At 60.6% G+C, this 12,477-nt stretch carries 9 protein-coding genes; 3 read left to right on the forward strand and 6 right to left on the reverse strand.

Going from position 1 to position 12,477, the window contains the following annotated elements; all coding sequences use genetic code 11:
- Window positions 1-43: 43 nt before the first annotated feature.
- Window positions 44-832, forward strand: a complete 789-nt coding sequence (locus IAE36_RS07250; protein ID WP_201162491.1) for a lysophospholipid acyltransferase family protein — start codon at window positions 44-46, stop codon at window positions 830-832.
- Between the two features lie 205 nt (window positions 833-1,037).
- Here the strand turns inward: IAE36_RS07250 and IAE36_RS07255 are convergent, their stop codons facing one another.
- On the reverse strand, window positions 1,038-2,657 hold the full coding sequence (locus tag IAE36_RS07255; RefSeq protein WP_028633187.1) for an MFS transporter: 1,620 nt from the start codon (window positions 2,655-2,657) through the stop codon (window positions 1,038-1,040).
- Between the two features lie 98 nt (window positions 2,658-2,755).
- Window positions 2,756-4,402, reverse strand: coding sequence for a GMC family oxidoreductase (locus IAE36_RS07260; RefSeq protein ID WP_201211501.1), 1,647 nt, complete (start codon window positions 4,400-4,402; stop codon window positions 2,756-2,758).
- Window positions 4,403-4,561: 159 nt separating this feature from the next.
- Here IAE36_RS07260 and IAE36_RS07265 point away from each other — a divergent pair, with 159 nt between their 5' ends.
- Entirely contained in the window at window positions 4,562-5,449 is an 888-nt protein-coding gene (locus IAE36_RS07265; RefSeq protein WP_201211509.1) for a LysR family transcriptional regulator, read from the forward strand.
- Here the strand turns inward: IAE36_RS07265 and IAE36_RS07270 are convergent.
- The 3 genes from IAE36_RS07270 to IAE36_RS07280 are packed head-to-tail and all read right to left on the reverse strand — an operon-like array spanning window position 5,438 to window position 8,447.
- Window positions 5,438-6,256: a sulfite exporter TauE/SafE family protein gene (locus IAE36_RS07270; RefSeq protein WP_201211512.1), complete on the reverse strand. Its 819-nt coding sequence runs from the start codon at window positions 6,254-6,256 to the stop codon at window positions 5,438-5,440. The genes IAE36_RS07265 and IAE36_RS07270 overlap by 12 nt on opposite strands.
- Window positions 6,253-7,524 (reverse strand): NAD(P)/FAD-dependent oxidoreductase, encoded by a 1,272-nt coding sequence (locus IAE36_RS07275; protein WP_201211514.1) that lies wholly within the window; start codon window positions 7,522-7,524, stop codon window positions 6,253-6,255. Before IAE36_RS07275 ends, IAE36_RS07270 begins: the two co-directional genes overlap by 4 nt.
- A gap of 38 nt (window positions 7,525-7,562) precedes the next feature.
- Window positions 7,563-8,447, reverse strand: coding sequence for an MBL fold metallo-hydrolase (locus IAE36_RS07280; RefSeq protein ID WP_201211516.1), 885 nt, complete (start codon window positions 8,445-8,447; stop codon window positions 7,563-7,565).
- A gap of 221 nt (window positions 8,448-8,668) precedes the next feature.
- Here IAE36_RS07280 and IAE36_RS07285 point away from each other — a divergent pair, with 221 nt between their 5' ends.
- Window positions 8,669-9,976, forward strand: coding sequence for a sigma-54 interaction domain-containing protein (locus IAE36_RS07285; protein ID WP_201211518.1), 1,308 nt, complete (start codon window positions 8,669-8,671; stop codon window positions 9,974-9,976).
- A gap of 78 nt (window positions 9,977-10,054) precedes the next feature.
- Here IAE36_RS07285 and gyrB read toward each other — a convergent pair whose 3' ends face one another.
- On the reverse strand, window positions 10,055-12,475 hold the full coding sequence (gyrB, locus tag IAE36_RS07290) for a DNA topoisomerase (ATP-hydrolyzing) subunit B (protein WP_201162503.1): 2,421 nt from the start codon (window positions 12,473-12,475) through the stop codon (window positions 10,055-10,057).
- Window positions 12,476-12,477: the final 2 nt, after the last annotated feature.

Consider the following 12,477-nt stretch of genomic DNA (forward strand, 5'->3'; position numbering starts at 1 on the left):
GTGCGCCGCCAGGCGCATTTTCATGCAGCGGGCAGGCCCCGCAATGGTACAAACCACTATGTCGATCCTGCAGGCGATCAGAGTCTTTCTTTTTTACCTGCTGCTGGGCACCAGTTCGTTGCTGTGGTGCTCGCTGAGCTTCTTCATCGCGCCGTTTCTGTCGTTCCCCAAGCGCTACCGGTTCATCAACGTGTATTGGTGCCGCTGCGCGGTGTTCCTCGCCCGCGTGATGGTTGGCATCGATTACAAGATCACAGGCGCCGAGAACGTGCCGGCTGTGCCCTGCGTGATCCTGTCGAACCACCAGAGCACCTGGGAGACGTTTTTCCTGTCCCAGTATTTTTCGCCCCTGAGCCAGGTGCTCAAGCGCGAGCTGTTGTACGTGCCGTTCTTTGGCTGGGCCATGGCCATGCTGAGGCCCATCGCAATCAACCGTGACAACCCCAAGGAAGCGCTGCGGCAGGTCGCCAGCAAAGGCGATGAATTGCTCAAGCAGAAAACCTGGGTGCTGATTTTCCCGGAGGGTACGCGTGTGCCGTTTGGCACCGTCGGCAAATTCTCCCGGGGTGGTACGGCCTTGGCGGTCAATGCTGGGTTGCCGGTGCTGCCTATTGCCCACAACGCAGGTAAATACTGGCCCAAGACAGGCTGGGGCAAACGTGCTGGCACCATCGAGGTGGTGATTGGCGAGCCCATGTATGCCAACGGCACGGGCCCGCGAGCCATTGCGGAGCTGAACGACCGCGCCGCTGCCTGGAACGAAGCGACGCAACGTGCGCTGGGATCGCTGCCGCCTGTTGAGGAAAACGCTCAGGTAAACAGTGCCTCCTGATCTGTGGATAACGTGTGTGCAATTTATGGATCAATTGCAGGAAATCAAACCTAACTAACTGAATCAATTACATATTTCCTTGTATGGTTTTTTCGCGAAAATCGTGCATAAGTTTTTTTAGGGCATAAAAAAACTGGCCGTTAGGTCCTGGGCCAGTTTGAGGTGACAGGGGCTGCGCTGCAGCCCCCACTTAGTGTGGTCGGCTTCACACCTTGTCGATATCTACATCCTTGGTCTCTTTCAGGCAGAAGATCCCCACCACCAGGCTGATGCCAGTAATCAGCACTGGGTACCACAGCCCATAGAAGATATCGCCGGTATACACCACCAACGCAAACGAAACCGTCGGCAGAAACCCGCCGAACCAGCCGTTGCCAATGTGGTAGGGCAGCGACATCGAGGTGTAGCGGATGCGGGTGGGGAACAGTTCCACCATCACGGCGGCCAGCGGGCCATAGGTCATGGTAGCGATCAGGATCATGGCTACGATCAACACCACCACCATCACCTGGTTCACCTGAGCAGGGTCAGCCTTGGCAGGGTAACCCGCTTGTTCAACGGCGGCGCGCATGGCCGTTTCATCATAGCCATTGATGGTCTTGTCACCGATGTTCACCACCACGTCACTACCGGCCACTGCCACAGAGCTGTAGGGCAGGCCCTGTTTCACCAGGAATGTCTTGACCTTGTCGCAGGGGCTGTCGAAGCGTGCCTTGCCCACAGGGTCGAACTGGAAGGTACAGCCTTTAGGGTCTGCGGTCACAACGATCGGCGCCTGTCGGCTGGCGTTGTCGATCTGGGGGTTGGCGTAAAAGCTCAAGGCTTTGAACAGCGGGAAGTACAGCACCGTGGCCAGCAGCAACCCAAGCATCAGGATGGGTTTACGGCCGATTCTGTCCGACAGCCAGCCGAAGAACACGAAGAAGGGCGCGCCAATCACCACGCTGATGATCAGCAGGGTATTGGCCTGGGCAGCGTCCATCTTCAGCATCTGGGTCATGAAGAACAGCACGTAGAACTGCGCTGTATAGAACGTGACCGCCTGCCCGGCGTTGATGCTGAACAGCGCCGTGAGTACCACTTTAAGGTTGGGCCAGGACGTGAACGATTCACGAATAGGCGACTTGCTGACCTTGCCCTGGGCCTTCATTTTCACGAACGCAGGCGACTCGTGCATGCTCATGCGGATCCAGGTAGAAATGCCCAGCAGCACGATCGACAGCAGGAACGGCAAGCGCCAGCCCCAGGTTTCGAACTGGTCGCCACTGATGTACCGGCTACCCAGCACCACCAGCAATGACAGCAACAGGCCGAGGGTGGCCGTGGACTGAATGAACCCGGTATGGAAACCGCGCTTGCCGGGCGGTGCATGCTCGGCTACATAAGTGGCCGCGCCCCCGTACTCACCACCCAGGGCCAGCCCCTGAAGCATGCGCAACACCACCAAAATGATGGGCGCGGCGATACCGATACTGGCGTAGGTGGGCAACAGCCCCACGGCGAAGGTGGACAGCCCCATCAGCACGATGGTGATCAGGAAGGTGTACTTGCGGCCGATCATGTCACCTAGCCGGCCAAACACCAGTGCCCCGAAGGGCCGCACAAGGAAGCCTGCAGCAAATGCCATGAGGGCAAAGATGAAGGCGGTGGTGTCGTTGACGCCGGCGAAAAACTGCTTGCTGATGACGGCTGCCAGCGCGCCATAGAGAAAAAAGTCATACCACTCGAAAACCGTCCCGAGGGATGACGCGAAAATGATCTTGCGTTCTTCACGACGGCTGGGGCTGCTGGCCGGCGCGTCCTGCTCTTGAATGTAGTCCGACATCGTTGCTGTCCTCGGCCCGCAGGGCCACAGTGATTATTCTTGTTGTTCCACTGTCGGCAGCTTTCGACCGCAAGCTACCGGTGTTGCACGCACCCTGGTCAGGGCGTCGGTAGTGCGTCTTCGCTTACGTAGGTTGGGGTATTGGCTCCTTTGAGAATCATCTGCGCCGCTTTCTCGGCGATCATCAAGGTGGGTGAGCAGGTATTCCCGGAGGTGATCTGCGGCATGATCGAGGCATCCGCCACACGCAGCCCGGGGATGCCATGCACACGCAGCTGGTTATCCACAACGTCCAGCGTGCCACTGCCCATGCGGCAGGTGCCGCTGGGGTGGAAGATAGTGGTGCCGATCTTGCCAGCCGCCTCGAACAAGTCTGCTTCGCTGTGCAGTGCCGCACCTGGCAGGTATTCCTTCGGCGCGAAGGCGGCGAGGGCAGGGGCTTGAACGATACGACGGGTAAGGCGAATGGCTTCGGCAGCCACGCGCAGGTCCTGCGGGTCGCTGAGGTAATTGGGGTCGATCAGCGGTGCACTGTTCATGTCCGTGTCACGGATATCGATACGGCCACGGCTGGCCGGGCGCAGGTTGCACACCGAAGCGGTAAAGGCGGGGAATGTGTGCAGAGGCTCGCCGAAGCGTTCCAGTGATAAAGGCTGTACATGGTATTGCAGGTTGGCACTGGCCTGCTGCGCGTTCGACCTCACGAACGCCCCCAGCTGGCTGGGGGCCATGGCCAGCGGGCCGCTGCGATCGTAAAGGTAACGCAGGCCCATGCCCATCTTGCCCCACAGGCTGTTGGCCATCTGGTTGAGGGTACGGGTGTTGCCGATCTGATAGATCAGGCGCAGTTGCAGGTGGTCCTGCAGGTTGCCGCCAACGCCAGGCATGGCATGGCGCACACCGATGCCCAGGCGGGTCAGCAACTGGCTCGGGCCCACCCCGGAGCGCTGCAGGATACCGGGTGAACCCACCGCCCCCGCACACAGAATGATTTCACGGCGCGCCGCAAACTCGTGCCAGCCTCCTTGCCAGAACGCCTTCACCGCCCGCGCACGGGTATTGTTCAGCAGCACCTGGTCCACCTGCACACCGGTCAGCACCGTCAAGTTGGGCCGGTGCCGGATCGGGCGCAAGAATGCCTTGGCAGCATTCCAGCGCACACCACTGCGCTGGTTCACCTGAAAATATCCACAGCCTTCGTTGTCGCCTGTGTTGAAGTCATCCACCTTGCCGATGCCAACCTGCTCAGCGGCATCGCGGAAGGCGTCGAGGATCGGCCAGCTGTAGCGCTGGCGCTCTACCCGCCACTCGCCGCTGGCGCCGTGGAACTCACTGGCGCCAGCGAAGTGGCTTTCACTGGCCTTGAACAGCGGCAGTACATCTTTCCAGGCCCAGCCTGCATTGCCTTGCTCGGCCCAACCGTCATAGTCGGCGGCCTGGCCGCGCATGTAGATCATGCCATTGATCGAGGAACAGCCACCCAGCACCTTGCCCCGGGGGTAACCCAGGGCTCGGCCAGCCAGCCCTGGCTGGGCTTCGGTCTTGAAGCACCAGTCGGTGCGCGGGTTGCCGATGCAGTAAAGGTAGCCGACGGGAATATGAATCCAGGGGTAGTTGTCACGGCCCCCGGCCTCCAACAGCAGAACACGGCTGGAAGGGTCGGCAGACAGCCGGTTGGCAAGCAGGCAACCCGCAGGGCCAGCGCCCACGACCACGTAGTCAAAGGCAGAATCGGTTGATGGCATTGGCGACCTCTAAACCGTTTTTATTCTTGTCCTGATCCAGCTTAGTGAGTAATTTCGTGGAATAAAGACGAGATTTCGCGCAGCCGCTGTGCGTTTTAGCACAACGGTAACCATGGCAACGTCCAGGCTGAGTGGGCGTTCGAACGTACAGGGATCAGCATGTTCGACTGGAACGATTTGCGGTTTTTCCTGGAGTTGCAGCGCAGCGGCCGCCTGCTGACAGCAGCCAAGCGGCTTAACACCACCCACAGCACCGTCGCCAGGCACATCGAGAATATCGAGCAGAGCCTGGGCACCGCGCTGTTTGTCCAGCATGCCCAAGGCTATGAACTGACCCCGTCGGGGCATGCGCTGCTCAAGCATGCCGAGGCCATGGAAAACGTCGCACTGCTGGCACAGGAAGAAATTACCCAGGCCATTGCCCCCCTTGGCAAGATTCGTCTGGGGGTAACCGAGGGCATCGGCATCATGTTCTTCACGCCACGCATGAACGCCCTGTTCGAACGCTACCCCGGCCTTGAGGTCGAACTGGTTGCGGTACCGCGCTTTGTGAGCATCTTGAACCGCGAGGCCGAAATCAGTATTCATCTGGAGCGGCCCAGCGCCGATCTGCTGATTACCCGCAAACTCACCGACTACCGCCTGGCACTGTACGCAAGCCAGGCCTACCTGGACCGCTCGGCGCCGTTGAGCACCCGCGAAGACCTGGCCCGACATAGCTGGATCGGGTATGTGGACGATCTGCTGTTCAGCCAGGAACTGCTGTTTCTCAACAGCTTTTGCCGGTCACCCAACGTGGTGTTTCGCAGCACCAGCGTGATCGCCCAGCAGGTGGCGGCGCGGGCCGGGCTGGGCATCGCCGTACTGCCCAACTACATGGCCCGCCATGATCCAACCCTGGTGCGCGTACTGCCGGGCGAAACCATCCAGCGCAGCTACTGGATTTGTACACGCCGCGAACTGCACAAGTCGGTGCGCTTGCGGGTGGTCTGGGACTACCTGCTGGCATTGTGCGCTGCAGAGCAGGACGAACTGCTAGCCCAGTAACGCCTTGCCCATCAGCATCAACGCTGCGGCCCAACCGGCTAGCGCAAACAGTTGCTGCAAGCGCGGCCCCGCCAGCCTTGCTGCCAGGGGCCGCGCCATTAACAACCCGATCACTGCCCCCAGGGCAAACGGCGCGCCCACCTGCCAGTGCATCACACCTGCCAGGGTGGCGCTGATAACGCTGCCAGCCGATACCAGCGCGATCACCGCCAGCGATGTTGAAACGATGCTGGCCATGCGCAGGTTGGTATAGCGGTTCAGGGCAGGGATGATGACAAAACCACCGCCCACACCCAGCAGCCCTGACAGCAGACCAGACAACGCCCCCGTGCCGGCGAGCGCCCTTGCGCAGGGCAGCGTCCAGCGCAGCCTGCCCTGCAGCGGGTTGAGCACACAGGGCTCGATCAGCCGGTGTGCACCCACGGTTTCACCCTTCAGCTCGCGGGCAGCCTTGCGCCAGATCCGCAGGCAGGCGTAGACCAGCACGCCGCCGAACAGCAACTGCAGTGGGGTGTTGGGTAGGTGATGGGCCATCATCAGCCCCAATGGTGCGAACAGAACGCCCACCGCTGCGATGAGCAATGCGGCACGGTAGCGCACTACCCCTTGGCGCAAGCCAATAATTGCCCCCACAGCTGCTGCCAACCCAACGGCCAGCAGGCCGATGGGGGCAGCTTCAACCATTGTCAGCCCCAGGCCGAACACCAGCAGAGGCACAGCAAGGATGCCGCCCCCGGCACCGGTCAGTGCCAGCACCGCACCAATGATCGCGCCCAGGCCTGCGCCCAGCAGCTGATGCTCGATCACTGCGCGCCCTCGGTGGCCAGCGGTGCCGGCCTGGCTAGCCATTCGCGCCCTTTGAGCATGCCTTGCCAATACAACGGTGGCAGTACACGGGCCTTGAGCAACCAGGCCAGGCGGGTCGGCTGCCGGCCGTCGAGTAGCCATGTGGGGAAGCTGGGCGCCAGCTTGCCGCCGTAGGTGAATTCAGCCAGCACAATCTTCCCGCGCTCGACGGTGAGCGGGCATGAGCCATAACCGTCGTACCTGGCCAGGCCCGTGCGCCTGCCCAACGCTACCAGCACATTGTTGGCGACCACCGGTGCCTGCTTGCGGGCGGCGGCAGCAGTCTTGGCATTGGTGGTGTTGGCGACGTCGCCCAGGGCATGCACATTGGCGTAACCGCGATGGCGCAGGCTCTGGGGGTCTACATCCACCCAACCGTTGCTGTCAGCCAGGGGGCTGTTGCGAATGAAGTCCGGCGCCACTTGTGGCGGCACCACATGCAGCATGTCGAAAGGTTCGGTGTGGCGCTCGCTGCTGCCATCAGGCAGTGTTCGCACGAATGTGGCGCGTTTGTTCGGGCCATCCACGGCTACCAGGCGCTGGGAGAAATGCAGGTCGACGTTGTATTTCTCAATGTACTTCATGAGCGCAGGCACATAGTCAGGCACACCGAACAGTACGCCGCCGGCGTTGTAGAAACTCGCCTTGATCGCGCCCAATCGGCCGTGACGCAGCCAGTGGTCGCACGACAGGTACAACGCCTTTTGCGGCGCGCCGGCACACTTGATCGGCATGGGCGGTTGGCAGAACAGCGCGCGGCCCTGCTTGAGGTTTTGCACCAGCTCCCACGTGTAAGGTGCCAGGTCATAGCGGTAGTTGGAGGTGACGCCATTGCGGCCTAGGGTGTCTTCAAGGCCATCGATGGCGGCCCAGTCCAGCTTGAGCCCGGGGCACACCACCAGTTGCTCGTAGCTGATGGTCCGCTCGCCCTCCAGCACCACGTGCCGGCTAACCGGATCGAAGCCCGTAACCCGGGCTTGCAGCCAGCGCACGCCGCGAGGGATGGTGGACGCCATGGTGTGGGCAGTACTGGGTGCATCGAATACACCGGCACCTACCATGGTCCAGCCTGGCTGGTAGTAATGCACTTCGGCAGGGTCGATCAACGCCACATCCAGCGACGGGTCGCGGCTGATAAGGCTCGAGGCAGTGGCGATGCCGGCGGCACCGGCGCCGACAATCACCACCTGATGGTGTGTGCAGGTGGCAGGGGACAACAAGGCAGGCATGGCAATGAATCCTGAGTTCTGGTTATGGGGCAAAGCGGTTACAGGGCGTTGATCGGGATTTTCAGATAACGCACGCCGTTGTCTTCCGGCGCGGGTAACTGGCCGCTGCGCATGTTCACCTGCACCGACGGCAAGATCAGCACAGGCATGTCCAAGGTTTTGTCTCGCGCTTCGCGCATGGCAACGAAGCTGTCTTCGTCGACACCCTGGTGAATATGGATGTTGTGGGCACGCTGCTCGGCTACGGTGGTGACGTACCGCAAGGCCCGGCCCTCAGGCAGGTAGTCGTGGCACATGAACAAACGGGTGGTGTCGGGGAAGGCCAGCAGGCGGCGTATCGAGCGATACAGCGTGCGTGCATCGGCGCCTGGGAAATCGCAACGGGCGGTGCCGTAGTCCGGCATGAACAGGGTGTCCCCCACAAACAGTACTGTCTCGCCGGCATCCTCGATCATGAAGCTCATGCAGGCGGGTGTATGACCCGGTGTGTGCAGGGCGCGAGCATGCAGGTTGCCAATGCGAAACCCTTCTTCATCCTCCAGCAGGGCATCGAACTGGCTACCGTCCCGGGCAAAGCCGGGCTCCGCGTTGAACAGGGCACCAAACACTTTCTGCACCTGGGTGATATGCGCGCCGATGGCCGTACAACCGCCCAGCTTGCCTTTCAGGTAGGCCGCTGCCGAAAGGTGGTCTGCATGCACATGGGTTTCAAGCACCCACTGCACCTTGGCATCGAGTGCTTCGACTCGCGCGATCAACTGGTCCGCAGAAGCAGTGCTGGTGCGGCCAGCCTTGGGGTCGTAGTCCAGCACGCTGTCGATCAGTGCGCACTGGCGCGTCTCGCGGTCCATCACCAGATAACTGATGGTCGAGGTTGCCTTGTCAAAGAAGGCTTCCACTTGAAGGTTGTTACCGATGATCATCACGTTCTCCAATTGTCCACCGGGCTCGTACGGACACGGGTGGTAGGGGAAGGGTTATCAAGATGCATGCCAGGCGCCTTTAAGCGAATACTGGCTGCTTCAGGGCAGGTGTCATTGGCCTCGTCACCCTTTGGCAGCCGAATTGGCAGGCTGGCTGTCAGCCGATGGCAGTGTTTGGCAGTCCTTGTTACCCTCGACCGGGTTATCAGACCGGTGCCGTCATGCCTGAACCACATCCGCTTATTCTGGCCTTGGTGTCTTACCTGGAACACGATGCGCTGCCCACCATCGTCCTGGACACCGACTACAACATTCTGGCCGCCAATGCTGCCTACCGCCGTCAGTTTGGCCGCGACGACCAGGCGCCGCTGGGCGAGAAATGTCACAAGGTATCTCACCACTATGCAGTGCCCTGCGATCAAGCCGGTGAGCACTGCCCCCTGCGCAAAGCCTGGGGGAGCAAGCAACCTGAGCGCGTCCTGCACATTCACCACACGCCACGGGGCCCGGAGCATGTGGATGTAGAGCTGCGGCCGATTCTCGACGAGCAGGGCAGGGTGGTAGCGTTTGTCGAGCGTCTCACCAGCATAGCCCTCGCCGCGGCGCAGCCCCAGGAGCAGGGGCTTGTCGGCCGGGCGCCGGCCTTCAAGGCTGCCCTTGCCAGCCTGCAACGTGCAGCGCCGGCGCAGATCCCGGTCTTGCTGCAGGGCGAGTCGGGCACCGGCAAGGAGCTTTTTGCCCGCGCCGTGCATATGGGCAGCCCGAGAGCTAACGGCCCGTTGGTGGTAGTCGACTGCACGGGCCTGACCGATTCACTGTTCGAGAGCGAGTTGTTCGGCTACGAGAAGGGCGCATTCACCGGGGCAAACCAGCGCAAGATCGGCCTGGCCGAAGCGGCCCATGGCGGCACGCTGTTCCTGGACGAAATCGGTGAAGTGCCGTTGCCGATGCAGGTAAAGCTGTTGCGGCTGATCGAGACAGGCAGCTTTCGCCCGGTGGGCAGCCTGCGTACGGTGCACTCGGATTTCCGCCTGGTATCGGCCACGCACAAACCGCTCAAGCAGATGGTGGCTGACGGCACATTCCGGGAAGACCTGTACTACCGCATCAGCGGCTTCCCCATTCGCCTGCCCGCACTGAGGGAGCGGGTAGAGGATCTGCCCCTGCTGACCGAGAGCTTGTTAAAACGCATGGCAGGCACACCCACTGCCAGCGTGGATGAGGCGGCATTGCAGCAACTGGCGCTGCATCCGTTCCCCGGCAATATCCGTGAGCTGCGCAATATTCTGGAGCGGGCGAGGTTGTTTGCTGATGACGGCGTGATCAAGCCTGAGCATTTACCGGAGGACGTTGGCGCGAACATGGGCGCCGGAAGTTGGGATGGGAGGGGGGCTGGCCAGTTGGGGAATCTGGCACAGGCGCTGGCGCACTTCAACGGCTCGCGCAGCGAACTGGCACGGCACCTTGGGGTGAGCGAACGCACGCTGTATCGGCGGTTGAAGGCGCTGGGGGTTAACCCGGCGACGTGACCTGTCATCTGTCTTTTATTCAAACAGCAAAAAGCCCGCCGAAGCGGGCTTTTTGCTGCGGGGCAATTTACAACCCGATCAGAAGTCCAGGTTGGAAACCGACAGCGCGTTGCTCTCGATGAAGTCACGGCGTGGCTCGACCGCATCACCCATCAGGGTGTTGAAGATCTGGTCAGCCGCAATGGCATCTTCGATGGTGACCTTCAGCATACGGCGCACCGTTGGGTCCATTGTGGTTTCCCACAGCTGGTCCGGGTTCATTTCACCCAGCCCTTTGTATCGCTGGATGGTATGGCGCTTGGTGGTCTCGTTCATCAGCCAGTCCAGGCCTTCCTTGAACTCGACGATGGCTTTGCGGCGTTCGCCACGCTGCACGTAGGCGCCTTCACCCAGCAAGCTGGACAACTTGCTACCCACGTTGACCACCGTGCGGTAGTCATTGCTACCGAAGAAGTCGCGGTTGAAGGTGATATAGCTGGCCAGGCCGTGGGAGATGATTTCCACTTCCGGCAGCCACACATTGCGCTCCTTGTCTTCGCGCAGGCTGGCTTTGTAGGCAAGGCCAGACTTCTGCGTGTTATCCAGACGCGCCTGGAACTGGGCCAGCCAAGCCTGCATGACGGCGTGATCACCCAGCTGTTCCAGGGTAACTTCCGGCAGGTAGATGAAGTGCTCGGTCAGCTCTTCCGGGTACAGGCGCGACAGGCGCTTGAGCGTCTTCATGACACTGCGGAACTCATTGACCAGTGCCTCAAGCTGCACACCCGATACCGCAGGCGCGGATTCGTCCAGGTGCAGGCTGGCGTCTTCAAGGGCAGACTGGGTCATGTATTCTTCCATGGCCTCGTCGTCCTTGATGTACTGCTCTTGCTTGCCACGCTTCACCTTGTACAGCGGTGGTTGAGCGATGTAGATGTAGCCACGCTCTACCAACTCTGGCAATTGGCGGAAGAAGAAAGTCAGCAGCAGGGTACGGATGTGCGAACCGTCGACGTCAGCATCGGTCATGATGATGATGTTGTGGTAACGCAGCTTCTCGATGTTGTACTCATCGCGGCCGATACCACAGCCTAGCGCGGTGATCAGCGTACCCACTTCCTGGGACGAGATCATCTTGTCGAAACGCGCCTTCTCGACGTTCAGGATCTTGCCCTTCAGCGGCAGAATGGCCTGAGTACGACGGTTACGGCCTTGCTTGGCCGAGCCACCTGCAGAGTCACCCTCCACCAGGTACAGTTCGGAGAGGGCAGGGTCCTTCTCCTGGCAGTCAGCCAGTTTGCCCGGCAAGCCGGCAATGTCCAGCGCACCTTTGCGGCGGGTCATCTCGCGCGCTTTACGAGCAGCTTCACGGGCACGCGCGGCATCGATCATCTTGCCGACGACGGCCTTGGCCTCGTTGGGGTTTTCCAGCAGGAAGTCGGAGAAGTACTTGTTCATCTCCTGCTCCACGGCGGTTTTCACCTCCGAGGACACCAACTTATCTTTGGTCTGCGAGCTGAACTTGGGGTCCGGAACCTTGACCGAAATGATTGCGGTCAGGCCTTCACGGGCGTCGTCGCCAGTAGTAGAAACCTTGTTCTTCTTGGCCAGGCCTTCCTGCTCGATGTAGCTGTTCAGGCTACGGGTGAGGGAAGAACGGAAGCCAACCAGGTGTGTGCCACCGTCGCGCTGCGGAATGTTGTTGGTGAAGCACAGCAGGTTTTCGTTGAAGCTGTCGTTCCACTGCAGGGCGACTTCAACACCCACACCGTCCTCGCGCTGCACGCTGAAGTGGAATACCTGGCTGTTCACCGGGGTTTTGTTGGTGTTCAGGTACTCAACGAATGCACGAAGGCCGCCTTCGTATTTGAAAAACTCTTCCTTACCGCTGCGCTCATCTTTCAGCAGGATACCAACGCCCGAGTTGAGGAACGACAACTCACGGATACGTTTGGCCAGGATGTCCCAGCTGAAGTGGATATTCTTGAACGTGTCGGCAGACGGCTTGAAGTGAATATGCGTACCGGTGGTTTCGCTGTCACCGACGATTTCCATTGGCGCTTGGGGTACGCCATGCACGTAGGTCTGTTCCCAGATTTTCCCGCTACGGCGAACGGTCAGCACCAACTTCTCGGAAAGCGCATTCACTACCGATACCCCTACACCGTGCAGACCGCCGGATACCTTGTAGGAGTTGTCATCGAACTTACCGCCAGCGTGCAGCACGGTCATGATGACCTCAGCAGCGGACACGCCTTCCTCTTTGTGTACATCTACCGGAATACCGCGACCGTTGTCGCGGACACTGATGGACTCGTCCGGGTGGATGATGACGGTGATGTCGTCGCAGTGACCTGCGAGGGCTTCGTCGATCGAGTTGTCGACCACCTCGAAGACCATGTGGTGCAGGCCGCTACCATCATCGGTGTCGCCAATGTACATGCCGGGGCGCTTGCGCACGGCATCCAAACCTTTCAGCACCTTGATGCTGGAGGAGTCGTACGTTTGATTTTCGCTCATGC

The sequence above is a fragment of the Pseudomonas sp. S36 genome (genome assembly GCF_016647875.1).
Classification (GTDB): Bacteria; Pseudomonadota; Gammaproteobacteria; order Pseudomonadales; family Pseudomonadaceae; genus Aquipseudomonas; species Aquipseudomonas parafulva.

Excerpts from the sequence above, each read along its gene's own strand:
- gyrB (WP_201162503.1), bottom strand. The coding sequence starts at position 12,475 with ATGAGCGAAAATCAAACGTACGACTCCTCCAGCATCAAGGTGCTGAAA.
- IAE36_RS07285 (WP_201211518.1), top strand. The coding sequence starts at position 8,669 with ATGCCTGAACCACATCCGCTTATTCTGGCCTTGGTGTCTTACCTGGAA.
- IAE36_RS07260 (WP_201211501.1), bottom strand. The coding sequence starts at position 4,402 with ATGCCATCAACCGATTCTGCCTTTGACTACGTGGTCGTGGGCGCTGGC.
- IAE36_RS07255 (WP_028633187.1), bottom strand. The coding sequence starts at position 2,657 with ATGTCGGACTACATTCAAGAGCAGGACGCGCCGGCCAGCAGCCCCAGC.
- IAE36_RS07265 (WP_201211509.1), top strand. The coding sequence starts at position 4,562 with ATGTTCGACTGGAACGATTTGCGGTTTTTCCTGGAGTTGCAGCGCAGC.
- IAE36_RS07280 (WP_201211516.1), bottom strand. The coding sequence starts at position 8,447 with ATGATCATCGGTAACAACCTTCAAGTGGAAGCCTTCTTTGACAAGGCA.
- IAE36_RS07250 (WP_201162491.1), top strand. The coding sequence starts at position 44 with ATGGTACAAACCACTATGTCGATCCTGCAGGCGATCAGAGTCTTTCTT.
- IAE36_RS07275 (WP_201211514.1), bottom strand. The coding sequence starts at position 7,524 with ATGCCTGCCTTGTTGTCCCCTGCCACCTGCACACACCATCAGGTGGTG.